Raw genomic sequence first — 25,614 nt, forward strand, 5'->3', positions numbered from 1 at the left:
GCGGGGGGACGGCGCAGGCGTCCTCAGATCAACATGGCCTCGCGGACCGTTTCGGCGGCCTTGGTTCCGCCGCCGCCGGTGGAACTGACCCGCCCGGCCGCCAGGACGTAATACGTGTCCGCGGCCTGCAGTGCAAAGCCGATGTGCTGCTCCACCAGCAGCACCCGCATGCCGGACCGCGACGCGAGGTTCATGATCGTCTGTTCAATTTCGGCCACGACGTTGGGCTGGATGCCCTCAGTCGGTTCGTCCAGGATCAGCAGGGTGGGTTCGGTGATCAACGCGCGGGCAATGGCCAGCTGCTGCCGCTGCCCGCCGGAAAGCAGTCCGGCACGCCGGGCCAGCAGCGGTTTCAGGGCCGGAAACATGTCCAGTGCCTCGTCCACCAGCGCCTTGCCGCGCTTGCGTCCGTCCGCCACCAGCCGCAGGTTTTCCAGCGTGGTCAGCGGCCCGAAGGATTGCTGGCCCTGCGGGACGTAGGCGAGTCCGCGCGCCACCCGCTGATGCGGCCGCAGCCCTGAGATGTCCTCACCGTTGAACAGGATGCTCCCGGCTGTGGGCTTGATGATGCCGACGACTGCGCGCAGCAGCGTGGATTTGCCGGCACCGTTGTGTCCCAGGACGGAGGCGACGGCGTCATCGGGCACCGTCACGGAGACTCCGTGGAGAACTTCGGTGCGTCCGTACCCTGCCTTGAGGTCCTTGATTTCCAGCATCAGTGTCCTTTCGCGGGCGTGGTGCCCAAATAGACTTCCTGCACGCGCGGGTCCGCCTGCACCTGTGCCACGCTGCCCTCGCTGAGGACCTTGCCGGCGGCCAGGACGGTCACGGACGTGGCATATTCGCGGACAAAATCCATGTCGTGCTCAATGACCAGGGTGATCCGGTTGGCGCCGATCCGGCGCAGCAGCTCGCCGGTCTGGGCGCGCTCGTCCTGGCTCATGCCGGCGATCGGTTCATCCAGCAGCAGCAGCTCCGAATTCTGCACCAGCAGCATGCCGATCTCCAGCCACTGCTTCTGCCCGTGCGCCAGGGTTCCCGCCTGCTTGGACGCCAGATGCTCCAGGCCGATGATCTCCAACGCCTCATCCACGGCCGGGTCGGTGCCGCGGCGCCTGCGCAGCAACTCCAAGGGCCGCCGCCGGGCACCGGCAGCAATGTCCAGGTTCTGCAGCACCGACAGGTTCTCGAAGACGCTGGCTGTCTGGAACGTGCGGCCGACGCCGAGCTTGGCAATCTGGTGGACCTTTCGGCCGAGGATCTCGGTACCGGTGTGGTTGACGGATCCCGTAGCCGGCACCAGGCCGGTCATCGCGTCGATGATGGTGGTCTTACCGGCGCCGTTGGGACCGATCAGGAACCGCAGGTCACCCTGGGTGACATCAAGGTCGACGCCGTCGACGGCGGTGAATCCGTCAAAGACCACCCGGAGGTTCCGGACCTCCAGGTACTGTGGCCGCCCGGAGCGCTGTCCGCCGGGTAGAGGCTCTCCTTGCGGGAGCAGCGGATGCGGCTGTTCCGCGGCAATCATCTGGTGTTTCACGGGCGGAGCTCCTTGGAAGCGGCGGGCACTGCGGCAAGCGGAGAAGCGGCGGCGGAGACTGCCGGCACCGGGGTTGGGGCGGACATGCCGGGCGGGGCGGGGACTGCGGGTGCTGCGGGTATTTCGGGCGCGGCAGCAGCAGGCGGCACGGACGGACCGGCGTCGTTCTTCCTCCGCAACCGCCCCAGGACTGCGGGCAGCGAGGCCAGGCCGCCGGGCAGGAACCCGATGACCAGCACGAACAGCAGACCTTGGAAGTAGACCCAGAAGGAGGGGAAGGAAGACGCGAGCGAGGTCTGCGCAACGGCGACGCCGAGGGTGCCGAGCACGGGTCCCAGCACAGTGGACCGACCGCCGATCGCCACCCCGATGAGGAACGCGATGGAGGGGGTGACACCAACATCGGCCGGGGAAATGATGCCCACGAGCGGAACGAACAGCGCGCCGGCCACACCCGCCATCACCGCTGCCAGCACGTAGACCACGGTTTTGATGGTGGCGGGGTCGTAGCCCAGGAAGCGCACGCGTTCTTCCTGGTCCCGCACGGCCACCAGCAGCTCCCCGAAGCGGCTGTGCATCAGCTGCCGCGCCGCCGCCACGACCACCAGCAGCACGACGGCGGCCAGCAGGTACAGCATCCGCTTGTTGGCCGGGTCCGCCAGGTCGAAGCCGAAGAAGGAACGGAAGCCGCTGAGCCCGTTGGATCCTCCGGTGGTGGCCTGCTGGCCAATAAGCAGGACCGCGAACGCGGCGGCCAGCGCCTGGCTGAGGATCGCAAAGTAGGCGCCCTTCACCCGGCGCTTGAAGATCGCCAGCCCCAGGACCAGGGCCACCAGGCCGGGCACCAGTACGACGGCGAGGACGGTCACCACCGGGCTGCGGAACGGTTCCCACCAGCCCGGAACAGTGCCGGTACCGTATAGGGCCATGAAGTCCGGAACGCCCGAACCGCCGAACAGTGCGGCGTCGGCCAGTTTCATGTGCATGGCCATGATGTAGGCGCCAAGGCCGAAAAACACGCCCTGGCCCAGGGTGAGCATGCCGCCGCGGCCCCAGGCGAGACCGATGCCCACGGCCACAATCGCGAAGCAGAGAAACTTGCCGAGCAGGCTCAGGCTGAAGACCGGCAGCAGCGCGGGCGCGGCCACCAGCAGCAGTGCCGCCGCAGCGGCGAAAGCGGTCAGGACGCCGGCCCGGGACTGCCGCAAAGATGACAAACGGGAGGAGAAGCGGCCGGGAAAACCGCCGGCTGCGGTGCGTGTTGTTGTGATGCTCATGCCAGGCTCCTCGTTTTGAGGGTGAAGATGCCCTGCGGGCGGACCTGCAGGAAAATCACGATGGCCGCCAGGATCAGCACTTTGCCGATGCTGGCGGTGGTGGAGAACTCGAACACGGACTGCAGCACGCCAAGGGCAAAGGCCGCGATGGCGGCGCCCTTGATCTGCCCGATGCCGCCGGCAACCACCACCAGGAAAGCGTCCACGATGTAGTTCGGACCCAGATAGGGGCTGGTGGAGCCGATCAGGGTCACCGCCACTCCGGCGATACCGGCCAGGCCGGAACCGACAAAGAAGGTCAGCTGGTCAGTGCGGCGCGACGAGATGCCGCTGGCCTCGGCCAGGTCCCGGTTCACAACGACGGCGCGGATCCGCCGGCCCAGCGGAGTGACCCTCAGCAGCAGGGCCAGGGCCGCCAGGCAGGCAAGTGCCAGGGCCAGGATGAACAACCGGGTCAGCGGAATGGGAGCTCCCAGCAGCTCCACGTTGCCCTGCAGCCAGGACGGCACCCGGACATCCACGCTGGGGGCGCCGAAGATGTCCCGGGCCACCTGCTGCAGGATCAGGGAGACCCCGAAGGTCACCAGGAGGGTGTCCAGCGGGCGGTGGTACATCCGCTTGAGCAGCAGCTCCTCCAGGATCAGCCCCATGGCTCCGCCCACGAGAAAGGCCGCCGGCAGGGACACCAGGAGCGAGGCACCGGCGCTGCCCAGTGCCTGCTGCATCACAAACGCGGTGTAGGCGCCGGCCATGATGAACTCACCGTGGGCCATGTTGATGACCCCCATTTGGCCGAAGGTCAGCGACAGGCCCAATGCTGCCAGCAGCAGCACCGAGCCGAGGCTGAGCCCGGCGAACATTTGTCCAATCAGCAGTTCCATTGCGGCGGACCTTTCAGGTGGAAGAGGAGACGTGCGACGGCGGGGATCAGGACAGGCCCGACGCCCAGTCGTAGCTCTCCAGGAACGGGTCCGGTTCCACGGCAGCCGGCGCTTCCCAGACGGTTTCGATCAGTCCGTCGGAGGTGATCTTGCCGATCCGCGGGGTCTTGGTGATGTGGTTGTTGTCCCCGTTGACGGTGACGGTGCCTTCGGGGGCCTCGAAGCTCACGCCGTCGGCCGCGTCTTGAACCTTGTCGACATCGAAGGAACCTGCCTTTTCGACCATCTCCTTCCACAGGTAGAGGGAGGTGTAGGCGGCTTCCATCGGGTCGCTGGTGACGCGCTCGGCACCGTATTTGTCCTTGAACGCGGTGACAAACGCGGTGTTGGCCGGGGTGTCCAGCGTTTGGTAGTAATCCCAGGCGGTGAGCTGGCCTTCGATGTTCTCCAGCCCGATGCCGGGGACTTCCTCTTCGGCGATGGACACGGACACCACGGGCATGGTGTCGGGGGTGAGGCCCACTGACGTGTACTGGCGGAAGAATGCCACGTTGGAGTCACCGTTGAGGGTGTTGAAGACGGCGTCGGCTCCGGAATCGCGGACCTTGTTCACGATGGTGGAGAACTCCGTGGAACCCAGCGGAGTGTATTCCTCGCCGACAATTTCCATGCCGTGGGCCTCGGCGTAGGCGTTGATGATTTTGTTGGCGGTGCGGGGGAAGACGTAGTCGCTGCCCACCAGGAAAATGGTCTTGGTACCCTGCTCGGCGAGGTAGTCCAGGGCCGGGATGATCTGCTGGTTGGTGGTGGCGCCGGTGTAGAAAATGTTCTCCGAGGATTCCAGCCCTTCATACTGCACCGGGTAGAACAGCAGGGCGTTGTTGGACTCAAAGACGGGGAGCATGGCCTTGCGGGACGACGAGGTCCAGCCGCCAAACACGGCGGCCGTGCAGTCCTGTTGGATCAGCTTGCCGGCGCGTTCGGCGAACTTGGTGGGTTCGGAGGCGCCGTCCTCGCTGATGACATCCAGCTGCTTGCCCAGCACACCGCCGTCGGCGTTGATCTCCTCGGCCGCCAGGGAGAGGGAGTCAAAAACGGTGCTCTCGGAAATGGCCATGGTCCCGGAGAGGGAATTCAGGAAGCCGATCTTGACGCTGTCCCCGGATGTATCCACGCAGGACTTCGCTCCGCCGGTGGCCTGGCCGGCCTCCGCCGGATCCGCAATTTGCGAGCCGCAGCCGGCCAGGACCGCAGCCAGTGCCGTGGCTGCAACGGGAATGAAAGCGCCTTTAATGCTTTGTACTTTCACTGAGCACCTTATTTCTGAGGGCCGTGCTGATTCAGCAGCGAAGCCGGTGAACGGGCCTCTCTTCGGGCCGTTTCCTCAATTTAGGTGACTCGTGTTTCAGGCTTTGGGTATTCGCGTTTCCTCGATATTTCTTTTGTTTCAAACGTTTTTCGAAGGCGTATCCGTTGCGCACACGTCCTTGAGGAAGGCGAGTGTTTCCGCCAGGGCCTGCTGCGCTTCAGGCCGGTTCAAATAAAATTGGTATTCATGCGGCAGCTCCGGTTTGTGATCCCGGGGCCAGAACCGGAACCGGACATCTGCTTTGAGCTCCGCGAGGCGGGCAGCCAGCGGAATGGACTGCGTCCCGGTCAGGCTGTCTCCGTTGCCGCCGGTAATGAGCGCCGGCGGAAACAGGCCGGTGACATCGTTCAGCACGGAGATGTCGCGCCCGGCGGCGGTGCGGGACCAGTCCTTTCTGCCGGAGTAGGCCCACAATGCGGTCCGGAAGCCCCAGCCGAGGAGTCCCCGCAGCGGGGCCAGCGCGGTAACGTCATAGATCCCGCAGTGCAGAATGACGCCGCGCAGGTCGTCACGGCTCAGGGGAACAGGGAGCCCGGTCCGCAGCGCGTAGTCCGGGTTGGTGGCGAGCACCGCCAGTTGGGCTGCCAATTGTGCGCCGGCGGAGTCTCCGGCCAGGACCAGCCTGCGGGGGTCCGCACCGTAGTCCGCTGACTGCTTTTCCAGGAAAGCCAGTGCTGCTGCTATTTCCTCCACGGCCTGCGGATAGACGGCGCGCGGGGAACGGGTGTAGCTCACGCCGGCCGCCGCGAATCCGGAGGCCGCCAGGATGCGCAGGTAGGGCTCGACGTCGTTCCGGCTGCCCGAGAGCCAGGCGCCGCCGTGGATCCACACCACCAGGGGCACCGGTTCGCCGGCTGCCTCCGGAACGAAGAGGTCCAGGGTGCCGCTGCCGCTGTCCGTTTCAAAGGCCAGCCCCCGGTGTTCCGTCACACCGCCGGCCGGTACATGGTCGCGCATGACGGCGGCCGCCTGCCGGGCACCGCGGTAGAACACAGCCCGGATGAGCAGCGCCGACGGCCACGGGCTGAGTCGAAAGGCGGCGGCAGCGGCGGCTGTTGCAGCGGTGGCTGCGGCAAGACGGGGAAGACTGGGCATGGAGGAATACTACGGCAGCATCCAGCCGAGCACCGGTGTGGACTGCAGGAAGACGATGCAGCACAGGGCCAGCAGCAGGATGAGGCTCCAGCCCACCACCTTGCGGAACAAGACCGATTCCTGCCCGCTCATGTTCACTGCCGCAGCGCCGATGGCAAGGTTCTGCGGGCTGATCAGTTTGCCCATCACTCCGCCGCCGGTGTTTGCCGCGATCAAGAGCTGCGGATCGATGCCGGCTTGGATTCCGGCGGTCTGCTGCAGCTTGGCGAACAGTGCGTTGGCCGAGGTGTCCGAACCGGTCACGGCGGTGCCGATCCATCCCAATACCGGGGAAAGGAACGCGAAGAAGGCCCCGGTTCCGGCCAGCCAGGTTCCAATCGAGACGGTCTGTCCGGAGAAGTTCATGACATAGGCCAGGGCCAGCACCGCCAGGATGGTCATGGCGGCCGAGCGCATCCGGACCGCCGTTCGGCCGATTTCCTTTACGGCTTCACCGATGGCCAGCGGATACCGGCCGCCGTCATTGAACCGCGAATAGACCATCGCCACAATGAGCCCGCTGATCAGCAGCAGGGAGCCCGGGCTGATCAGCCACTCAAAGCTGTAGATGGTGGACGACTGCTGCTGCCCGTTGGCGTCCAGAAGTTTCTCATGCAGGACCGGCCAGGGAATTTGAATGATCGTCTTTTCCAGCGCTTCGGGAATGTTGACGCCCCAGGTCCACAGATTCACGATGCCGAAAACGACAATCACCAGCACATAGGGGAACAGTGCCATCCACGCCCGGCCCGGAGTGAGCCGGTCCGCTGCAGTGTCCGTTGCGGCCGTACCGACGTCCGCGTTCCCGGCACCTGCCGGAGTCCAGCCGGACGCGCGGGCGGCGGCGAGTTCCTCGCTCATCCGCGCGTCGGCCTCTGCTCCGTTGCGGGGATGCCACACCCGCAGGAAGCCGACGGCGGCGGCCATCGCGATCAGCGAGGCAACAATGTCGGTAAGTTCGTAGGAGAAGTAGTTGGAGCACAGGAACTGCATTACGGAGAAGACGACGCCGGTGACCAGGGCCACCGGCCAGCAGTCGCGCAGGCCTTTGCGCCCGTCCAGGATGAACAGCAGCACCAGGGGGATGAAGAAGGCGAGCAGCGGGGTTTGGCGTCCCACCACGGCGCCGATCTCTTCGCCGGGATAATTGGTGAGGTTGGCCGCCGTCGTAATGGGAATGGCGAGTGCCCCGAAGGCCACCGGTGCGGTGTTGGCCACCAGGACTGCGGCGGCGGCGCGGATGGGGGCGATGCCCAGTGCCAGCAGCATGGTGACGGTGATCGCCACCGGCGCCCCGAACCCTGCCAGCGCCTCCAGCAGTCCGCCGAAGCAGAACGCCACAAGGATGGCCTGGACCCGCAGGTCGCCTCCGCCGACGGCGTCGAACACGCGGCGCAGGTCCTCGAACCGGCCGCTCAGGACGGTGACCTGGTACAGCCACACGGCCATGATGATGATCCACACCACCGGGAACAAGCCGAAGGCGGCGCCCTGCGTGGCCGAGAGCAAAGCCAGGCCCACGGGCATGGAGAAGCCCAGCACGGCAATGACCAGTGCCGCCAGCAGGGAATAGGCGCCGGCTACGTAGGCCTTGGTCTTGACGTAGGCGAGCAGGAAGAAAAAGAGGAGCAGGGGAACCAGGGCCAGAAGCGCTGACCAGATGATGCTGTTGGCTACCGCGTCGGTGCTGGGGGTGAAGCTATCCATGGTTACCTCCGGATCGCGCCGGACCGCGGCGTCAACGGGAAACACGGGAAGCGGGCGATGCCGCCGAAACGCGGGCTGCGAACAGCTCGGAAGCCCAAAATCAGACTAAGTCCGGCAGGGACGTCCGGTACCGGCTGCCGGGAAAATGCTGATCAACAGGGAAACGGGGTTGACGGCGGGGCCAACCACGGGATGAAGGCGTGGGGGGCGCAGTGGTGGCCGCGCGGAGATTCACTGACGGTGTGCCCTTATTGCGGGCCTGTGTACCAGCCGCGGGCCAGGTAGATGTCGCGGTAGGTGCCCCGGTCGACGTCGAGGTCCTCACGCCGATCCAGACCGGCGGCGAGGGCAGTGCGCTGCGAACCGATGTTGTCCGCCGTGGTGTAAGCGACCACCGGCAAGCCGGGCAGTAGATCTTCAGCGAGGCGGACGGCCTCGCAGGCGCCCTCGGTGGCGTAGCCGCGGCCCCAGACCTCAGGAAAGTATCGGTAGTAAAGGTTCAGCGCGGGGCGGGCATGGACCAGCCGGTGGGACAGGCCGGTGAAACCGATCAGCGTCTGCGGATCGTCCCGGGTGCTGACGGCCCAGACGCCGAACCCGTGGCGGTACCAGTGCAGCCCTATTTCGTGGAAAATCCGGGCTGAGGAAGCTCGCGTGACGGTGCGCGGGGCCGGGTGGTGCACATTGGTCCGGGGATCGGTGTGCAGATCCAGGGCGGCATATTCGTCACTGCCTTCGGGGCGCCGAAGTATCAGCCGACGGGTGTGGACCGGAGTCCAGTCGGCTACATCCTGTGCGGGCATGGACCCACTCTAGGGCACGCCCGCGGGGCGGAACAGCGGTGTTACGGTGCTGCTGGCCCGGCCTAGGCGTCGGTCCGGAGCTCACGGTGATGGCGTACGTAGCCCATCACAGCCACCGCAATCGAGATGGCGGCCGAGACCGCCAGACCCAGCCACAGATCGACTTTCAGGGCAGCCGCACCCGCCAGCGCGCCGAGCAGGATCAGGGCTATGGCCAGCGCCCGCCGCTGCCAGTACAGGCTGCTGCCGCCGGCCAGCTTGGAATCCGAAGCCAACCCGGTGATGGTGGATGTGACCACCACAGTGGTGATTTCGGCTACCTTCAGCCGCTTGGCCGTGGCTGCCTGCACTCCCATGACCGCAGCCATGGTGGAGGTGGTGAGGCTGCCCAGCATTTCGTTGCCCTGGACGTCCGCCACCGCCACGAAGACGGCGAGCGCACTGAGGCCTGCGGCCACGACGGTCAGGGCAACAGACGTGCGCCAGGACCAGCCGTCAGGGCCCTTGCGCAGCATCCGTCCCGCCAGGGCGGCGCCAAGCATGAAGAAGACCAGGGCCAGCGCGGGCCGCAGGATCGGCAGGTCCGCCCCGCCGGCGAACGCCATGCCCAGGAGGACGACGTTTCCCGTCATGTTGCCGGTGAACACCCGGTCCAGCCCCAGATAACCCACGGCGTCCACCACTCCGGTGGAAAAGGTCAGTCCCAGCATCAGCCAGAGATGGACCCGGTCGGTGGGCACCGCATTCAAACGCTTCACGCCGGGAGCTCCTTCAAAAAAGTCGAAAAATAAATGTGATGCCGGTAACTGTATACGAACTTATGGGTGTAGCTTCGATTGTATTCAAAGCCGGACCCTCGAGATTCAAGGATTCCCATGGCATCATTTCGCACCTCACACAGCCTGCCGGGGCGGGGTTGGACTGGAATCAAAGCCGCCGCCGCGGGCGGTGCCGCAGTCCTGCTGCTAAGTGCCTGTGCACCGATCCAGGCCCTCGAACCTGCTCCGGAGCGCCAGGATGTTCCTGCCGCCGAGCTGGATGGAAGAACCGTCATTGAAGGCGGAGACCTGGTCATGGCCCTCTCCGCCGAACCCGACCGACTGGACCCCACCACTTCATCCTCCCTGTACACGCGCTATGTCATGCAGACCATGTGCCAGAAGCTCTACGACATTGACGCGGAGGGTGAGCTGGCACCGCAGCTGGCTACCGAGCTTCCGGAAATCTCAGCGGACGGACTGACCGTCAGCATTCCACTGCGGACGGACGCTGTCTTCGCGGACGGAAGCCCCTTCAATGCCGAGGCTGCGAAGACAACCCTGGAACGGCACCTGACGCTGGAGGGATCCACCCGCAAGGGCGAGCTGGGTCCGATCAGCGGCATCAGCGCCGTCGGGGAGTTCCTGCTGGAGATCACCTATGAAACACCCTTCGCCCCGCTGACCGCGGCCCTGGCCGACCGCGCCGGGATGATGCTCTCGCCCACGGCCCTGGAGCAGGCAGGGGACGCCTTCGGCGACCATCCGGTCTGCGTTGGCCCCTTCAAGTTCAAGGAACGGGTTCCCCAGACATCCATTTCGGTGGAACGCGACCCGCTGTATTACGACGCCGGCGCCGTCCATCTGGACACCATCACCTACCGCATCATGACGGACGCCAACATCCGCGCGGCCAACCTGCGCTCGGGCGACGTGCAGGTGGCGGACACCATTTCGCCCCAGGACGTGGATGCGCTGGTCCAGGAGCAAGGCCTCGGCATCCTGCAGATCGGTTCACTGGGCTACCAGGCAATGACGGTCAACCTCGGCAATGTGGACGGCACCGGAGAGCCGCCCGGCGACCTCGGCACGCCTCTTTCCCGGCAGGCGGACATCCGCCGGGCACTGTCCATGTCCATTGACCGGGAAGCCCTGGTCAACACGGTGTTCAACAGCTGGTATGAACCGGCGTGTTCGCCGGTGTCTCCGGACAGTCCGTATGCTTCAGAGCTGAGTGAAGACTGCGTGGACTATGATCCGGAGGCCGCGCTCGCCCTGCTGGAATCCACCGGAGCCCCGGTGCCGTTTCCCATCACCATGCAGGTCACCAACTCCCCGGACACGCTGCGCTACGCACAGGCGCTGCAGGCGGCAGTTTCCGAGGGTGGCTTTGACCTGACCATCCTCCCGGTGGAGTATTCAACTCTGCTGGACGTCCAGACCCGCGGTGATTTTGAAGCCCTTCAGCTGGGTTGGTCGGGCCGGATTGATCCGCACGGCAACATGTCCAACTTCCTGAAGACCGGCGGGGGCAACAACTACTCCGGTTATTCCAATCCCGAGGTGGACCGGCTGCTCACCGAAGCTGCCCAGTCCACTGATTCGGACACACGGGCCGCACTCTACGGAAAAGTGGTCGAGCAGGTGCACAAAGACAATCCCATCCTGTACCTGTACCGGGTGCGCAGCCTGACCGGCTACACCAAGGATGTTGCCGGTGTGGCGACCTACCCCGACGGCGTGGTCAGGCTTGGTACTGCAGCATTCGTGGAAAAGGAGGGCTGACCATGCTCCGTTATCTTGGTACGCGGCTGTGGCAGTCCGCGCTCACGCTGGTCCTGGCCTCACTGGTGATCTTCTTCGGCGTCCGCCAGTTGCCCGGCGATCCGGCCCTGGCCATGGCCGGAGAGGAAGCCACTCCCGAGCAGGTGGAAGCCGTCCGGGAGCAACTGGGACTCAATGAATCCGTGATCACCCAGTACGGAAAGTTCATCGGCAACATGTTCCGGGGCGACTTTGGGACTTCCACCCGGACCGGGACGGCCGTCACGGACCTGATTGCCACCACGCTGCCGGTCACCCTGTGGCTGTCCGCCTACGCCATTGCCGTGGCCGTGATCGTGGGCATCCTGTTCGGCGTCATTGCTGAACGCTTCCGCGGCCGGTGGCCGGAATGGGCGGCCAACGGCTTTGCCCTGATTGGCCTGTCCGTTCCGAATTTCTGGCTGGGCATCCTGGCCATCCTGTACCTGTCCGTGACGCTGGGCTGGTTCCCGGCTTCAGGCTACGTGGACATTACCGAGGATCCGCTGCGCGGGATTTACTACCTGACTCTGCCGGCACTGATCCTGGGCACCGGGCTGGCAGCCGTCATCATGCGCCAGACCAGGGCCTCGATGATTGAGACCATGAACACCGACTACGTCCGGACCGCCCGCGCCAAAGGCCTGGGACGGGGCCGGGTCCTGATGCGCTACGGGCTGCGCAACTCCCTGATCGTGGTGGTCACGATTGTGGGCCTGCAGCTCGGCGGGCTGATCTCCGGTGCCGTGGTGACCGAGCGGATCTTCGCCCTGCCCGGTTTCGGCAAGCTCACCCTGGACGCCGTTTTCACCCGCGACTATCCGGTCATCCAGGCCGTGGTCCTGATCATCACCGTCTCCTACATTGTGATCAACCTGGCCGTGGACATCCTGTACTCCCTGATCAATCCGCGCATCCGAGTCGGAGGAAGCAACTAATGGCTGTTACCGAGACCGTTCTTCCCCCCACCCCGCCCGGAACAGACCAGGGGCTGGGAACCGGGCGCGGCAGGGTCCTCAAATCCCTCCTGCACAACCCGCTGGGACTGACCGGCGGGATCCTGCTGGCACTCGTGATCCTGGCCGGGCTGCTTGCTCCGGTCCTGGCTCCTTACAGCCCAACGCAGGTGCACTTCGAGACACCGTTCCAGAAGCCGGGCACTGTGGGGTTCCTGCTGGGCACCGATGACCTGGGCCGCGACATCTTTTCCCGGCTGCTCTTCGGAATCCAGGCCTCCCTCAAGGTGGGTGCCCTCTCCGTGGCGCTGGCCGTGGTGATCGGCACCCCGCTGGGCCTGCTCGCCGGATACTGGCGCTGGCTGGACGGCATTATTTCCCGCCTCACCGATGTGACACTGGCCTTTCCCTTCCTGATCATTGCCGTGGCACTGGCGGCCATCAGCGGACCCAGCCTCACCAACGCCGCCGTCGCGCTCGGCGTTGCCCAGGTGCCCACCATGATCCGGGTGGTCCGCGGCGAAACCCTGCGCATCAAGGAAAGCGATTTTGTGCTCGGCGCCAAGACCATGGATGCCTCCGGGCTGCGGATCATCTTCAGCCACGTGCTGCCCAACGCCGCTTCCGCCGTCATTGTGCAGGCCACGGTCATCATGCCGGTGGCAGTGATCGGCGAAGCGCTGCTGTCCTTCCTTGGCCTGGGCATCCAGCCTCCCACTCCCAGCCTGGGCATCATGCTCTCGGACGCCCAGCAGTACATCTTCCGCTCACCGACCGCCGCCATCTTCCCGGGCCTGGCCATCGCGGCAATCTGCCTCTCCTTCAACCTTTTCGGGGACGCCCTGCGTGACGCCCTTGACCCCACCAACTCCAGCCGAAAGTGACCAAGACACCGTGACCTACACAGCACCCGATTCCTTTACCACCCGCCCCACCCTCCAGGGAACGTTCGGCATGAGCGCGTCCACGCATTGGCTGGCCACCGCCTCCTCCCAAGCAGTGTTGGAACGCGGCGGCAACGCCTTTGACGCGGCCGTCGCCGCGGCCTTTGTCCTGCACGTGGTGGAACCGCACCTCAACGGTCCCGGCGGAGACATGACCGGGGTATTCGTCACCGCCGAGAACCCGTCCGAACCGGTGGTCCTGATGGGCCAGGGCGCCGCCCCGGCCGCGGCCACGCCCGAACACTACCTGTCGGAGGGACTGGAGCTGGTACCCGGGGCCGGAGCCCTCGCCGCAGCCGTTCCGGCCGCCGTCGATGCCTGGCTGATGCTGCTGCGGGACCACGGCACCTGGGAACTCGGTGATGTCCTGTCTTTCGCCGTGGGGTACGCCCGCAACGGCCATCCCGTTGTTGGTCGGGTAGGCACCACCATCGCGTCCGTGGCGGACCTCTTCACGGAGCACTGGCCCACCTCGGCCGCCCAGTGGATGCCCGACGGGATGATCCCGGCGGACGGGGACATCATCAGGAACGAAGCGTATGCCGTGGTCCTGGACCGGCTTACGGCAGCAGGCAGCTCCGCGGGCACCCGCGAAGAACGCATCGAGGCAGCCCGCCGCGAATGGCGCGAAGGCTTCGTGGCGCGGGCCGCCGTGGATTTCCTGTCCGTGCCGCACCGGCATTCCTCGGGAGCGGACCACGCCGGCGTCATGACGTTGGAGGACTTCGCGTCCAGCAGCGCGTCGTACGAACCGGCGCTGACCTATGAGTTCCGCGGCCACACGATCGCCAAGACCGGGCCCTGGGGGCAGGGGCCGGCGCTGCTGCAGACGCTGGCGATCCTGGCCGGCTACGACGACGAATATCTGGATCCCTCCACCGAGTTGGGCGCGCACACCATCCTGGAGGCGCAGAAGCTCGCCATCGCAGACCGCGAGGCCTACTACGGCGACGCCGATGTTCCGATGGAGTACCTGCTCAGCGAGGAATACGCCGCCTCCCGCCGCGCCTTGATCACGGACAGCGCCTCGCACGAATTCCGCCCCGGCACGGTGCCCGGGCGCACGCCGTTCCTTCCGCCGCTGCGCACCGAGTACTTCGCGCCTGCACTGGAAGGGCAGCATGCCTTCGCAGGCGTCGGCGAGCCCACCGTCATGCCGACGGGGGAGACCCGCGGCGACACGTGCCATGTGGACGTGGTGGACCAGTGGGGCAACATGGTCTCGGCGACTCCTTCCGGCGGCTGGCTGCAGTCCTCGCCCACCATTCCGGAACTGGGCTTCTGCCTGGGCTCACGGCTGCAGATGACCTGGCTGGAAGAAGGCGCACCGTCCACCCTGGCCGCGGGCAAGCGGCCCCGGACCACGCTGACGCCCACTTTGGTGCTCAAGGACGGCCAGCCGGTCACCGCCCTGGGCTCGCCCGGCGGCGACCAGCAGGACCAGTGGCAGCTGCTGTACCTGCTGCGCACGCTTGTTGGCGGATATTCTCCGCAGCAGGCCGTTGATGCCCCCGCCCTGCACACCACGTCCATCCCCGGATCCTTTTATCCGCGGACCTGGACACCCGGCGGAGCCGTGGTGGAGGACCGTCTGGGAGACGACGTCATTGAGGGCCTCGAAGCCCGCGGCCATGTGGTCACCCGGGCCGGGGACTGGGCCCTGGGCCGCCTGTCCTCAGTGGTCAGCGATCCGGCCACCGGACTGCTCAAGGCAGCCGCCAACCCGAGGGGAGCACAGGGATATGCAGCAGGACGCTAAAACCACTCATCCGGACATGCTGCTGGCCGTCCGGGACCTGGAGGTCAGTTTCGGCGGCACTCCAGTGCTGCACGGCATCAGCCTTAACCTGCGCAGGGGTGAGCGGGTGGCGATCGTGGGGCAGTCCGGATCCGGCAAGTCCACCACTGTTGCGGCGGTCCTGCGGCTGCTGCCCGGCAGCGGAAGGATCACCGGGGGCTCCATTGAGCTCGACGGCGTGGACCTTGCCGCCGCACCCGAAGCCCGGATGCGGGGCATCCGCGGCCGGCAGATCGGGCTGGTTCCCCAAGACCCCATGTCCAACCTCAATCCGGCGATGAAGGTGGGAGCGCAGATTGCCGACGCCTTGATCAGCAACGGCAGCCAGGGCGTCACGGACAACAACCGGGAGGGCGTCAAGCGCCGTGCGGTGGAACTCATGGCCGAAGCGGGCATCCCTGATGCCGAACGGCGCTACGGCCAGTATCCGCACGAGTTTTCCGGCGGCATGCGCCAGCGCGTGCTCATCGCGATTGCCCTTGCCGGCGATCCGGAACTGCTGATCGCAGATGAACCCACTTCCGCCCTGGACGTGACAGTGCAGCGGCAGATCCTGAACCACCTGCAGAAGCTGGTGGAGGCGCGCGGCACCACCCTGCTGTTCATCACACACGACCTCGGGCTGGCGGCGGACCGCACCGACCGGATCATCGTGATGTCGGACGGCAGGATTGGGGAGGAAGGCACACCGCGGCAAATCCTGCTGGATCCGCAGCAGGAGTACACGAAAACGCTGGTGGCGGCAGCGCCGTCGGTCTCGGCCGCTTTGTCGCCTGAAGACTCATCAGCCGCGGCGGCGCCGGAAGATCATGATCCGGAACCGGTGGTGCGGGTTAGCCGCCTGGCGAAGGAGTTCAAGCTCCGGGGACAGCGCGGGCAGGTGGTGCGGGCTCTCAAAGACGTGTCCTTCACCGTGGCCAAGGGAACCACCACCGCCGTCGTGGGTGAATCCGGATCCGGCAAGACGACGGTGGCGCGCATTTTGCTCGGACTGGATGCGCCCAGCGGCGGGGAGGCGCTGGTGGGAGGACAATCCATCTCCGCCAGCCGCGGTCCGGAACGGCGCCGGCTCCGGCGGATGGTGCAGCCGGTTTTTCAGGATCCCTACGGCTCACTGGATCCAACCTTCAGTATTGAGCGGCTGATCGACGAACCGCTGCGCATCTTTGGCATCGGCGACCGCACCAGCCGCCGCAACCGCGTGGCTGAGCTGCTGGATCAGGTGGCGCTGCCGCGCAGCATCGCCCAGCGCCGGCCGAATGAGCTTTCCGGCGGCCAACGCCAGCGGGTAGGCATCGCACGTGCACTGGCTCCCGAGCCGGAGCTGTTGATCTGCGACGAAGCAGTGTCCGCACTGGATGTTCTGGTGCAGGACCAGATCCTGTCGCTGCTGGCCGATTTGCAGGACCGCTTGGGGCTGACCTATCTGTTCATCACTCATGACCTCGCCGTCGTCCGGCAGATTGCACATAATGTAGTAGTCATGAAAGCCGGAGAAGTCATTGAGAACGGAACAGCGGATCAGATCTTCCTGGCTCCGCAGCAGGATTACACCTCGGAGCTCTTGAGCGCGATCCCGGGAGCGGCATTTGCCCGCTGAACCGGCACCCGCCGGGCTTCCCGAGCCCGCTGCCGCTCCCAAAGACCGCATCGAAGACGAAATCCGCCGCGACATTATCTTCGGCGTCCTGACGCCCGGCGCCCGGATTACGGAAGCGTCGCTGGCCCGGAAATACGGCATTTCGCGGGTTCCGGTCCGGGAGGCGCTGCGCACCCTTGAAGCGGAGGGATTCGTGGAATCCCGGCCCTACGCCGGTTCCACGGTCTCCAACATTCCGGTGGACGAGGCCGATGACCTCTTCGCTGTCCGGACCGTCGTGGAAACGGCCACTGCACGCCGGGCCGCCGAGCGCGCCGGCAGGCAGCTGGCCGCCGGAACGCCCGACGACGAGTGGTGGTCGGCACGGGGCAGGGTTGCCGAGATTCTGGCCGCCGGAGATACGGCTGTTGCGGACGGCAGGCTGGAAAGGCTGCCGGAGCTGAATGTCCGTTTCCATCTTGCGGTGGCCGAGCTGGCGGACAGCCGCTCGCTCACTGCACTGCTGCGCCAGCTGGCCGGCAAGATCGAATGGCTTTACGCAGCGGACGTGGACAACCGCGGCAAGGACTCCTGGGCCGAGCACCGGGTGCTGATGACCGCCGTCGATTCCGGCGACGCGGACCGCGCGCAGGAACTGATGCGTTCCCATGTGGAGCAGTCCCGCGCCGGCTACCTGAGCCGCTTCACTCCGGTGCAGCTTCCCAAGGGCTAGGCGGCCGGCGCAGTGCTGCCGCCGGCGGCGCCGCGGGCAATCCGCCGGCGCTGCCACACGGACCAGGCCAGCCACAGGCCCCATACCGCCACGAGCACCGCCGCTCCGGCAATGACGGTGGACATATCCAGCGGTCCGGTCCGCCCGGCGATAACCAGGAATCCCCACCAGGACACCGCGGCCACCACGAGCAGGTTCACCGCTGGAGCCAGGGCGGCCGTCCCGCTGCGGGTCCGGACGGCGGTCACCACCACATCGACGGCCATCAGCACGGTGACTGCTGTGACCGTGCCGGTGGCAAAGGCCGCCACCTCCGGCGAGACGGTCCGGTTGATGAACCACAGGATCAGCAGTACCGCCGCTGCCGCCAGCGCCAGTGCCTGCACGACGGCGGCCAGCAGGTTCAGTCCCAGCAGCCGCCGGTCCGAGTCCCGGCGCTTGCCCGGGATGTTGGACCATGCTTCACGCCGAAACCAGGCCGCTGCGAGGTTGGCGAAGAGCATGGTTGATCCAGCCGCGACAAAAGGCACCACAAAGTTGTTGCTTCCAACCCACACCAGGGCCGCGACGGCGGCAAACACCTGGGGTGAGCCGATAATGCCCATCACCCAAGCCAGCAGGAACGGCCGGCGGGCTGGTGCCAAATCCAGCGGATGGACAAGATACTGTTCGTTGGCGTCGGGAAGTTGGACGCGTTCATTGATGGTTTTCACGGTGACCTCCAAGGGACCGTGTCCAGGTGCGGGCCGCGCAGGCCGCCCCGGGCAATTTCGTATATCTTCTGCCGGGACACGCCCAGCTCTTCGGCGACCGTTACCGCACTGAAGTCTTCGAGCAGGTCCGCCGCCGCGATTGACCTGATGCCCGAGGCCCGCCGGCCCAGCTGGGCAGCGAGTGCACCGACTTCACCGGCCAGCAAGGCCGCGGCCAGAGTGCCGCCAAATCGGTCCGCCCATCCGGGAGAGCCTTCGGCAGCTGCAGCGTAAAGCAGGTCCCCGCCGTCTGCCAGGACGGCGCGCACGTGCTCTGCTGACAACCCGGCCGCCTCGAAGCGGCTGGCAATGGCTTTCCGCTCTTCCGGAGGCCGGTGGGACAGGACGCTGTCCCATCGGGGTCCGGGGTTGTCATCCCCGGGGTGACTATTCATGTTGTGAAGTGTGCGCGCCGGTTCGGAGGTTGTCTACCCCCTGGTGACAAGTTTTTTGGCGGTAACGCACATCGAGTGACGCGGCGTCGGGCCGAGCCTGGGAACACATGACTCCCGCCGAGGCAGAGCGGCTGGAAGGCTCGGCCGTTCCCCTGGGCCGTGCCCGCGCCTACCATTGCTGGAAAGAGGATCCAAACCTATTGAGCGAGGCTCTGCCATGGCCAATATCACCACCAGGCCCGTGACCAAACTGGGAATCGTAGGCGCCGGAAGCGTGGGGACGTCCCTCGCCTACGCCGCCCTTATCCGGGATGCAGCCCGGGAAATTGCGATCTACGACATTGATGCCGTCAGGGCCGAAGCCGAGGGGCTGGACCTGGCCCACGGCACGCAGTTTACCGGCGCAAACACGGTGACCGGCGGCGGAAACATAGAGGCGCTGGCAGGATCGGATGTCATCGTGATTACGGCCGGGGCACGGCAGAAACCGGGACAATCGAGGCTCGACCTGGCCGGGGTCAACGTCGGGATCATTCAAAACCTGATGACGCAGCTGATGGAACAGGCGCCGGACGCCGTGTACGTGGTTGTCACGAACCCCTGTGATGTGCTGACCGTGGCGGCCCAGAAGGCTTCCGGTCTTCCCTGGAACCGGATTTTCTCCTCCGGCACCGTGCTGGACACCTCCCGGCTGCGTTTGCTGCTGGCCCGGGAAGCGCACGTGCTGATGACCAGCGTGCACGCCACCATCATCGGGGAGCACGGGGACTCGGAGTTTCCGGTGTGGTCCAGCGCCTCCATTGGTCCGGTGCCGATTCGGGACTGGAAAATCAGCGGCCGGCAGGTTTTCACCCAGGAGTATCTGGACGCGGTCACCCATGACGTGGTGACAGCCGCCTACAAGGTCATTGAGGGCAAGGGTGCCACCAACTACGCCATCGGGCTGGCCGGAATCAGGATTGTGGAAGCCATCATGCAGGCGGAGAACGCGGTGTTGCCGGTGTCGGCGATCATGCAGGGCGCCTACGGCATTGAGGGCGTCGCGCTGTCCCTGCCCTCAATCGTAGGCATCAACGGCGTCTACGGCATGCTGGAAATGCCCCTGGACGAGGCGGAAACCCGGCAGTTCCAGGACTCCGCCGAGACGCTGCGGAACACCCTCACCAAACTTGGGGTGTAGCTGGTGAGGGTGCCTTCTCCCGTGGATGCAGCAGCTCCGCCCGCGGGTTCCCGCGGAGCTAGGCGGGGACGGTCGTTGCCGGTTCGGCGTCGCCCTTGGAAATTCGCACGGCGTCGTCGAATTCGGCGTCGATCTCAGCTGAAGGCTTGAACGTCAACCGGCTGACAACAATGGTCAGCAGCAGATTGATGAGGAAGCCCGGGATGATCTCGTAAACGTCGCCCAGGATGCCGGGCATTTCGAAGGTTCCCCAAAGGAACGCAGTGACAGCACCGGCGATCATGCCGGCCAGGGCACCGGCTGTGGTGAGCTTGCGCCAGTACAGTGCCAGCAGGATGGTCGGGCCGAAGGCGGCGCCGAATCCGGCCCAGGCGAAGCCCACGAGTTCCAGGATGGAGGCGTTGCGGCTCACAGCGATCAGGATCGAGATCACGGAGACCACCAGCACGGCCATGCGGCCGAGCATCACCATGGAGCGCGGGGAAGCATCGCGCTTGAGCACAATTCTGTAGAGGTCCTCCACCAGTGCCGAGGATGTCACGATCAGCTGCGATGAAATGGTGCTCATAATGGCTGCCAGCACGGCCGCCAGGACAAAGCCGGCAATCAGCGGATGGAAGAAGATCTGCGCCAGTTCCAGGAACACGGCCTCGGGGTCGCTGAGCGTGAGGTTGTTCTGCTGGAAGTACGCAGCGCCGATCAGTGCGGTCATGATGGCGCCGACCACGGTCAGGAGCATCCAGCCCACGCCGATCCGGCGTCCGGCCTTAGCGTCAGCGGGAGAGCGCAGCGCCATGAAGCGGACAATGATGTGCGGCTGGCCAAAGTAGCCCAGGCCCCAGGCCAGAGCGGAGATGATGCCCACGGCGGTGCCGCCGGCGATCGGATCCAGCATGTCCGGGTTGATCTCGCGGAGGGAATCGGTCATGCCGCCGAAGCCGCCAACCTGTCCCAGGCCCACGAGCGGAACGAGGATCAGCGCGGCGAGCATCATCAGGCCCTGGACGACGTCGGTGTAGCTGGCGGCGAGGAATCCGCCGAAGAGCGTGTAGGCAATGGTAACGCCGGCGACAATCAGCATGCCCACCAGGTAGGAGGAGCCGAAGGAGCTTTCAAAGAACACGCCGCCGGCCACCATGCCGGAGGAGACGTAGAACGTAAAGAACACCAGGATGATGACCCCGGAAACCACGCGCAGGATGCGGGAACGGTCCTTCAACCGGTTCTCCAGGAAGCTGGGCACCGTAATGGAGTTGTTGGAGACCAAGGTGTAGGAGCGCAGGCGGGGAGCTACAAACTTCCAGTTCAGCCAGGCACCGGCGGTGAGGCCGACGGCGATCCAGCCTTCCACCAGTCCGGAGACGTAGATGGCCCCCGGCAAGCCCATGAGCAGCCAGCCGGACATGTCCGAGGCTCCGGCGCTGAGGGCGGCGACGCCCGGCTTCAGGTCTCGGCCGGCGAGCATGTAGTCGTCGAGGTCAGTGGTACGCCGGTAGGCCCACCAGCCGATCGCCAGCATGGCGAGCATATAAATCGCCATGGCGATCAGTTTGTACGTCTGGTCAGTCATAGTGTTGTTAGCCGTTTCACTCTGGTTACGTATCGTGGTCGGGGCCCGAAGGCCCGTACAAGTATGCCAACCGTCACAGTGAGCGGGAAATCGAGCGGTTCAGCGGGAGCGGAAAACCGTGTCCTGCCAGTCCTTGTGGGCTGCCGCATCGCGGCCCAGCATCACGTGCTTGATGTTGGTGTAATCCTCGAAGGAGTACTGGGACATGTCCTTGCCGAAGCCTGAGGCTTTGTACCCGCCGTGGGGCATTTCGGAGACGATCGGAATGTGGTCGTTAATCCAGACACAGCCCGCCGCGATTTCCTCGCTGGCGCGCAGGGAGCGGGACAGATCGCGGGTCCAGGCGGAGGCTGCCAGTCCGTAGGCGGTGTCATTGGCGAGGCGGATACCGTCATCGTCGGAGTCGAAGGGCAGTGCGGTGAGCACCGGACCAAAGACCTCGTCCTGCACGATTTCCGAGTCCTGAGCTGCATCGGTGACCAGAGTGGGCCGGTAGAACGCCCCGCCGGCCAGGTTCCCGCCGGGGGCGCTGCCGCCGGCCCGGACGGTGGCGCCGGCGGCCCGGGCGCGGGCCACGAAGCCGGCCACCTTGTCGCGGTGGACATGGCTGATCAGGGAGCCCAGGTCCGTGTCCGGATCGGTGGGATCGCCCACCACCACGGAGTCCATGAGTTCTGCCACCCGGGCGGCAAATTCCTCGAACAGGGGCCGCTGGATGTAGGCGCGGGTGGCGGCGGTGCAGTCCTGTCCTCCGTTGATGATGGAACCGGCCACGGCGCCGTGCGCTGCGGCCTCGACGTCGGCATCGTCGAACACCACAAAGGGCGCCTTGCCGCCGAGTTCAAGGTGGACCCGCTTGGCGGTGCGGGCCGCCAGCGCCATGATCCGGCGCCCGACGGCGGTGGATCCGGTGAAGGAGGTCATGGCCACATCCTGATGGGTCACCAGGAGCTCTCCGCAGACCGGACCCGATCCCGTCACCACGTTAATCACGCCGTCGGGAATTCCGGCGGCGGCTGCCGCTTCGGCAAAGAGCAGGGTGGTTCCCGGGGTCAGCTCACTGGGCTTGAGCACAATGGTGTTGCCGGCTGCAACGGCGGGCAGGATCTTCCAGCCGGCCATCTGCAGGGGATAATTCCACGGGGCGATGGAGCCGATGACACCGATCGGTTCACGCCGGATCATGGAGGTTCCGCCGGCCCCGTACTCACCGGCGGCCAGCCCGTGCAGCTGGCGGGCGGCACCGGCGAAGAAGGAGACGTTGTCCACGGTTCCCGGAACATCGAATTCCGTGGACATCCGGATGGATTTTCCGGTCTGTGCGGTCTCCAGGGCGGCGAGCTGCCCGGCCCGGGCGTCCAGCTCAGCCGCCAGGCGCAGCAGCGCTGCGGAACGGTCGGCGGGAATTCTCCTGGACCACCCGGCGAAGGCGGCCTTGGCGGCGGCGACGGCGTCGTTCACATCCCGGGCATCCGCATAGCGCAGGGTTTCGCTGATCTCGCCGGTGGCCGGATTGATCCGTTTGGCCTCCTCGCCGCGGCCCTGCCGGTACGCGCCGTTGATGAACTGGTGGCCGCCGTCAAACGCCGGTGTTGTTGTGCTCATGAATCAAACCCCATTCCGATGCTGTCCAAGGCCTTTAGCCACGGTCCGCGCCTGCCCTGCCGGCGGTCCGCGCGGACCAGGGCCGCCGTCGTGATTTTAATGCCCAGCCATGCTGCCGGTTCGGGCGGAAACGGCAGCGGTTTCCTGCGGACCATCTTCAGCCGGGTGCGTTCGGTGTCCTCGCCGGAGAGCAGGTCCAGCAGCACGTTGGCACCGAACCGGGTGGCGCCCACGCCAAGACCGGTGAAGCCTGCACAGTACGCGGTCTTGCCGCCGTGAGCTGTGTCGAAGAAGGGGAAGAACCGGCTGCAGGTATCAATGGCTCCGCCCCACGCATGGCTGAAGGACACCTCCGCCAGCTGCGGAAACGTGGCGCGGAAATGGGCTGCCAGCCGGTCATAGCTGGCGCGGCGCCCGTCATGTTCGGCCTTCAGGGAACGGCCGAAATGGTAGACCGCGTCATAGCCGCCGAACAGGATCCGGGACCGGCCCTGCGCGTCGGTGGTGAGCCGGTAGTAGTGGAACCGGTTGTTCAGGTCGGCCAGTCCCTGCCGGTTGTGCCAGCCGACGGCGGCCAGCTGGCCGTCGGTCAGCGGCTGGGTCATCAGCACGTAGTCGTAGACCGGAACGGTGTGCAGCCGGGTCCGCTTGAGCAGCGAGGGGAACACATTGGTGGCCAGCGCCACCCGGTCGGCGGTGACGGTGCCGCCGTCGGCCGTGAGCCGAACCCGGCTGCCCAGGTTTTCGATGCCGCGCACCGGCGTGTGCTCACGGATTTCGACGCCGGCAGCCAGGCAGGCGCGCTGCAGGCCCCACGCCAGGCGGGCGGGGTTGAGCATGGCGGTGCTTTTCCGGTCCCAGAGGCCGGCCAGATACAGCGGAGAATCCACCTCCTTGCGGACCTCCTGCCGGTCCAGGAACACCAGATCCGGATCCGCTCCGGCTTCCTCGGCCAGCCACTGCACCTGGTGTTCCTCCGTGGCCACGGACAGGGTTCCGGTCCATTCAAAACCGCAGTCGATGCCGTAGCGGTCCACCGCGGCGGCAATCTCCCTCAGATTTTCCCGCCCGAGCCGTTCCAGCTGTTCGGCTTCGCCGGGCAGATGGGCGCGTCCGTTGGCCTCCCCGTGGGTCAGGGACGCTTCGCAGAACCCGCCGTTGCGCCCCGAGGCCGCCCAGCCCACCCTGCCGCCCTCGAGCAGCACCACGTTCCGGCCGGGATCGCGCTCCTTGGCCAGCAGCGCGGTCCACAAGCCGGTGTAACCGCCGCCGACGACGGCGAGACCGGCGTCCATATTCCCGCTCAGTGCGGGCAGGGCGTCGGGGCGTTCGGGGTCATCCAGCCAGTAGGAACCGGATGTGGCAGACGCGAGTGAGCCCGCCACGGCAGTCGGCGGAAAACGTTGTTCGGCCTGTTCATAAACGGTGGCACCCATGGCACTTATTCGCTGACGAAGGTGTCAGCGATACCCAGGACGTCATCGAGGATGTCCAGTCCCGTGCGGGCTTCCTCATCGGTGACGTTCAGCGGCGGAACCACGTGAAGGCGGTTGAAGTTGGCGAACGGCAGCAGCCCGCGGTCCTTGCACGCGGAAATCAGGGTGTTCATCTCCGGACTGGAGGCGCCGTAGGGTGCCATTGGCTCCCGGGTTTCGCGGTTCTTGACGAGCTCGACGGCCCAGAAGGCGCCGGTGCCGCGGACTTCGCCCACACTGGGATGCTTGGCTGCCAACTCCGCCAGCCCGGGTCCGAAGACGGTGTCGCCCAGGCGCGCGGCGTTTTCCACCATGCCCTCCTCCAGCATGGCGCCAATGGTGGCCACGGCCGCAGCGCAGGCCAGGGGATGGCCGGAGTAGGTCAGCCCGCCGGGGTAGGCCTTGTCGGCAAAGGTGGCGGCAATTTCATCGGAGATGGCCACGCCGCCCAGCGGCACGTAGCCGGAGTTGATGCCCTTGGCGAAGGTGAGCAGGTCCGGCACCACGTCTCCGCCGTGCTCGACGGCGAACCACTTTCCGGAGCGGCCGAAGCCTGCCATCACCTCATCGGCGATGAACATGATGCCGTAGCGGCGGGTCAGTTCGCGGACACCGGCCAGGTAACCGGGCGGCGGGACCATGATCCCGGCGGTTCCGGGAATGGATTCCAGCACCACGGCGGCAAATGCGGACGGCCCCTCCAGCTGGATGATCTGCTCCAAGTGGTCCAGCGCGCGTGAGCATTCTTCCTGCTCGGTGGTGGCGTGGAACTGGGAGCGGTACAGGAAGGGAGCATGGAAATGGACCGTGCCGGCGGTGCCGTAGTCGTTGGGGATGCGGCGGGGGTCCCCGGTGACGTTCACCGCCAGGGCGGTGCCGCCGTGATAGGAACGGTACGCGGAGAGGACCTTGTAGCGTCCGGTGTGCAGGCGGGCCATCCGGACGGCATGCTCCACCGCGTCGGCGCCGCCGTTGGTGAAGAAGATGGTGTCCAGGTTGCCGGGAGTGAGTTCGGAGACCAGCCGGGCCGCTTCGGAGCGGGCGTCGTTGACGTACTGCGGAGCGATGGTGCAGAGCTTGCCGGCCTGCTCCTGGATGGCGGCGACCACCTTGGGATGCTGGTGGCCGATATTGGTGTTGACCAGCTGCGAGGAGAAGTCCAGCAGTTTCCGTCCCTCGCCGTCCCATACATGGGACCCTTCGGCGCGGATAACCGTCATGGGCTTAATCTGCTTCTGCGCGGACCAGGAGTGAAAAACGTGCTGGCGGTCCAGCTCGTAGGCTCGGCGGCCGGCGGCGAGTTCCGCTTCAGTGACTGCGGATTCGGTGGTGGTGTTCATATTCGGTGTTCC

22 protein-coding genes are annotated in these 25,614 nt (G+C 66.0%); 7 read left to right on the forward strand and 15 right to left on the reverse strand.

The window, feature by feature from the left end:
• Positions 1–23: 23 nt before the first annotated feature.
• From urtE to MUG94_RS03815, 9 genes are all read right to left on the reverse strand, one after another.
• Positions 24–716, reverse strand: a complete 693-nt coding sequence (urtE, locus tag MUG94_RS03775) for an urea ABC transporter ATP-binding subunit UrtE (protein WP_227891609.1) — start codon at positions 714–716, stop codon at positions 24–26.
• A complete protein-coding gene (gene urtD / locus MUG94_RS03780; RefSeq protein WP_227891608.1) occupies positions 716–1,543 on the reverse strand; it encodes an urea ABC transporter ATP-binding protein UrtD in 828 nt (275 codons plus the stop codon). Before urtD ends, urtE begins: the two co-directional genes overlap by 1 nt.
• Positions 1,540–2,820, reverse strand: a complete 1,281-nt coding sequence (gene urtC, locus MUG94_RS03785; protein WP_227908468.1) for an urea ABC transporter permease subunit UrtC — start codon at positions 2,818–2,820, stop codon at positions 1,540–1,542. The genes urtD and urtC overlap by 4 nt, the downstream gene beginning before the upstream one ends.
• Positions 2,817–3,701, reverse strand: coding sequence for an urea ABC transporter permease subunit UrtB (gene urtB / locus MUG94_RS03790; RefSeq protein WP_227908469.1), 885 nt, complete (start codon positions 3,699–3,701; stop codon positions 2,817–2,819). Before urtB ends, urtC begins: the two co-directional genes overlap by 4 nt.
• Before the next feature lie 46 nt (positions 3,702–3,747).
• Positions 3,748–5,010, reverse strand: coding sequence for an urea ABC transporter substrate-binding protein (urtA, locus tag MUG94_RS03795; RefSeq protein WP_227891605.1), 1,263 nt, complete (start codon positions 5,008–5,010; stop codon positions 3,748–3,750).
• A 138-nt stretch (positions 5,011–5,148) separates the two neighbouring features.
• Positions 5,149–6,165: an alpha/beta hydrolase gene (locus MUG94_RS03800; RefSeq protein ID WP_227908470.1), complete on the reverse strand. Its 1,017-nt coding sequence runs from the start codon at positions 6,163–6,165 to the stop codon at positions 5,149–5,151.
• 9 nt (positions 6,166–6,174) lie between these two features.
• Positions 6,175–7,911 (reverse strand): L-lactate permease, encoded by a 1,737-nt coding sequence (locus MUG94_RS03805; protein WP_227908471.1) that lies wholly within the window; start codon positions 7,909–7,911, stop codon positions 6,175–6,177.
• A 248-nt stretch (positions 7,912–8,159) separates the two neighbouring features.
• On the reverse strand, positions 8,160–8,714 hold the full coding sequence (locus tag MUG94_RS03810; RefSeq protein WP_227908472.1) for a GNAT family N-acetyltransferase: 555 nt from the start codon (positions 8,712–8,714) through the stop codon (positions 8,160–8,162).
• Between the two features lie 62 nt (positions 8,715–8,776).
• Complete coding sequence (locus MUG94_RS03815; RefSeq protein ID WP_227908473.1) at positions 8,777–9,472, reverse strand: YoaK family protein; 696 nt, start codon at positions 9,470–9,472, stop codon at positions 8,777–8,779.
• A 117-nt stretch (positions 9,473–9,589) separates the two neighbouring features.
• Between MUG94_RS03815 and MUG94_RS03820 the strand changes: the two genes are divergently transcribed.
• The 6 genes from MUG94_RS03820 to MUG94_RS03845 all read left to right on the forward strand — a co-directional run bounded on the left by MUG94_RS03820 (position 9,590) and on the right by MUG94_RS03845 (position 17,285).
• On the forward strand, positions 9,590–11,257 hold the full coding sequence (locus MUG94_RS03820) for an ABC transporter substrate-binding protein (RefSeq protein WP_227908474.1): 1,668 nt from the start codon (positions 9,590–9,592) through the stop codon (positions 11,255–11,257).
• A 2-nt stretch (positions 11,258–11,259) separates the two neighbouring features.
• Positions 11,260–12,213: an ABC transporter permease gene (locus MUG94_RS03825; RefSeq protein WP_227908475.1), complete on the forward strand. Its 954-nt coding sequence runs from the start codon at positions 11,260–11,262 to the stop codon at positions 12,211–12,213.
• Positions 12,213–13,115, forward strand: coding sequence for an ABC transporter permease (locus tag MUG94_RS03830; protein ID WP_227908476.1), 903 nt, complete (start codon positions 12,213–12,215; stop codon positions 13,113–13,115). The genes MUG94_RS03825 and MUG94_RS03830 overlap by 1 nt, the downstream gene beginning before the upstream one ends.
• A 70-nt stretch (positions 13,116–13,185) precedes the next feature.
• Positions 13,186–14,934 (forward strand): gamma-glutamyltransferase family protein, encoded by a 1,749-nt coding sequence (locus MUG94_RS03835; protein WP_231705240.1) that lies wholly within the window; start codon positions 13,186–13,188, stop codon positions 14,932–14,934.
• Positions 14,918–16,573 (forward strand): dipeptide ABC transporter ATP-binding protein, encoded by a 1,656-nt coding sequence (locus MUG94_RS03840; RefSeq protein ID WP_227908478.1) that lies wholly within the window; start codon positions 14,918–14,920, stop codon positions 16,571–16,573. Before MUG94_RS03835 ends, MUG94_RS03840 begins: the two co-directional genes overlap by 17 nt.
• The gene (locus MUG94_RS03845; protein WP_227908479.1) at positions 16,563–17,285 is read left to right on the forward strand and encodes a GntR family transcriptional regulator; all 723 of its coding nucleotides are present in this window, start codon (positions 16,563–16,565) and stop codon (positions 17,283–17,285) included. Before MUG94_RS03840 ends, MUG94_RS03845 begins: the two co-directional genes overlap by 11 nt.
• Here the strand turns inward: MUG94_RS03845 and MUG94_RS03850 are convergent.
• Positions 17,282–17,998: a hypothetical protein gene (locus MUG94_RS03850; RefSeq protein ID WP_227908480.1), complete on the reverse strand. Its 717-nt coding sequence runs from the start codon at positions 17,996–17,998 to the stop codon at positions 17,282–17,284. The genes MUG94_RS03845 and MUG94_RS03850 overlap by 4 nt on opposite strands.
• Positions 17,995–18,432, reverse strand: coding sequence for a hypothetical protein (locus MUG94_RS03855; RefSeq protein ID WP_227908481.1), 438 nt, complete (start codon positions 18,430–18,432; stop codon positions 17,995–17,997). The genes MUG94_RS03850 and MUG94_RS03855 overlap by 4 nt, the downstream gene beginning before the upstream one ends.
• A gap of 217 nt (positions 18,433–18,649) precedes the next feature.
• On the opposite strand from MUG94_RS03855, the gene MUG94_RS03860 reads away from it, so the two are divergent.
• Complete coding sequence (locus MUG94_RS03860) at positions 18,650–19,612, forward strand: L-lactate dehydrogenase (RefSeq protein ID WP_227891596.1); 963 nt, start codon at positions 18,650–18,652, stop codon at positions 19,610–19,612.
• Between the two features lie 58 nt (positions 19,613–19,670).
• Here the strand turns inward: MUG94_RS03860 and putP are convergent, their stop codons facing one another.
• From putP to MUG94_RS03880, 4 genes are all read right to left on the reverse strand, one after another.
• Positions 19,671–21,182: a sodium/proline symporter PutP gene (putP, locus tag MUG94_RS03865; protein WP_227908482.1), complete on the reverse strand. Its 1,512-nt coding sequence runs from the start codon at positions 21,180–21,182 to the stop codon at positions 19,671–19,673.
• Between the two features lie 99 nt (positions 21,183–21,281).
• Positions 21,282–22,787, reverse strand: coding sequence for a gamma-aminobutyraldehyde dehydrogenase (locus tag MUG94_RS03870; RefSeq protein ID WP_227908483.1), 1,506 nt, complete (start codon positions 22,785–22,787; stop codon positions 21,282–21,284).
• A complete protein-coding gene (locus MUG94_RS03875; protein WP_227908484.1) occupies positions 22,784–24,223 on the reverse strand; it encodes an NAD(P)/FAD-dependent oxidoreductase in 1,440 nt (479 codons plus the stop codon). The genes MUG94_RS03870 and MUG94_RS03875 overlap by 4 nt, the downstream gene beginning before the upstream one ends.
• A gap of 5 nt (positions 24,224–24,228) precedes the next feature.
• The gene (locus tag MUG94_RS03880) at positions 24,229–25,602 is read right to left on the reverse strand and encodes an aspartate aminotransferase family protein (RefSeq protein WP_227908485.1); all 1,374 of its coding nucleotides are present in this window, start codon (positions 25,600–25,602) and stop codon (positions 24,229–24,231) included.
• Between the last annotated feature and the right edge of the window lie 12 nt (positions 25,603–25,614).

This window comes from Arthrobacter gengyunqii, assembly GCF_023022985.1.
GTDB lineage: Bacteria > Actinomycetota > Actinomycetes > Actinomycetales > Micrococcaceae > Arthrobacter_B > Arthrobacter_B gengyunqii.

What these genes read in the sequence shown, in the direction of transcription:
- urtE (WP_227891609.1), bottom strand. Translation starts at nt 716, where the DNA reads ATGCTGGAAATCAAGGACCTCAAGGCAGGGTACGGACGCACCGAAGTT.
- urtC (WP_227908468.1), bottom strand. Translation starts at nt 2,820, where the DNA reads ATGAGCATCACAACAACACGCACCGCAGCCGGCGGTTTTCCCGGCCGC.
- urtB (WP_227908469.1), bottom strand. Translation starts at nt 3,701, where the DNA reads ATGGAACTGCTGATTGGACAAATGTTCGCCGGGCTCAGCCTCGGCTCG.
- MUG94_RS03800 (WP_227908470.1), bottom strand. Translation starts at nt 6,165, where the DNA reads ATGCCCAGTCTTCCCCGTCTTGCCGCAGCCACCGCTGCAACAGCCGCC.
- MUG94_RS03805 (WP_227908471.1), bottom strand. Translation starts at nt 7,911, where the DNA reads ATGGATAGCTTCACCCCCAGCACCGACGCGGTAGCCAACAGCATCATC.
- MUG94_RS03810 (WP_227908472.1), bottom strand. Translation starts at nt 8,714, where the DNA reads ATGCCCGCACAGGATGTAGCCGACTGGACTCCGGTCCACACCCGTCGG.
- MUG94_RS03820 (WP_227908474.1), top strand. Translation starts at nt 9,590, where the DNA reads ATGGCATCATTTCGCACCTCACACAGCCTGCCGGGGCGGGGTTGGACT.
- MUG94_RS03825 (WP_227908475.1), top strand. Translation starts at nt 11,260, where the DNA reads ATGCTCCGTTATCTTGGTACGCGGCTGTGGCAGTCCGCGCTCACGCTG.
- MUG94_RS03830 (WP_227908476.1), top strand. Translation starts at nt 12,213, where the DNA reads ATGGCTGTTACCGAGACCGTTCTTCCCCCCACCCCGCCCGGAACAGAC.
- MUG94_RS03835 (WP_231705240.1), top strand. Translation starts at nt 13,186, where the DNA reads ATGAGCGCGTCCACGCATTGGCTGGCCACCGCCTCCTCCCAAGCAGTG.
- MUG94_RS03840 (WP_227908478.1), top strand. Translation starts at nt 14,918, where the DNA reads ATGCAGCAGGACGCTAAAACCACTCATCCGGACATGCTGCTGGCCGTC.
- MUG94_RS03855 (WP_227908481.1), bottom strand. Translation starts at nt 18,432, where the DNA reads ATGAATAGTCACCCCGGGGATGACAACCCCGGACCCCGATGGGACAGC.
- MUG94_RS03860 (WP_227891596.1), top strand. Translation starts at nt 18,650, where the DNA reads ATGGCCAATATCACCACCAGGCCCGTGACCAAACTGGGAATCGTAGGC.
- putP (WP_227908482.1), bottom strand. Translation starts at nt 21,182, where the DNA reads ATGACTGACCAGACGTACAAACTGATCGCCATGGCGATTTATATGCTC.
- MUG94_RS03870 (WP_227908483.1), bottom strand. Translation starts at nt 22,787, where the DNA reads ATGAGCACAACAACACCGGCGTTTGACGGCGGCCACCAGTTCATCAAC.
- MUG94_RS03875 (WP_227908484.1), bottom strand. Translation starts at nt 24,223, where the DNA reads ATGGGTGCCACCGTTTATGAACAGGCCGAACAACGTTTTCCGCCGACT.
- MUG94_RS03880 (WP_227908485.1), bottom strand. Translation starts at nt 25,602, where the DNA reads ATGAACACCACCACCGAATCCGCAGTCACTGAAGCGGAACTCGCCGCC.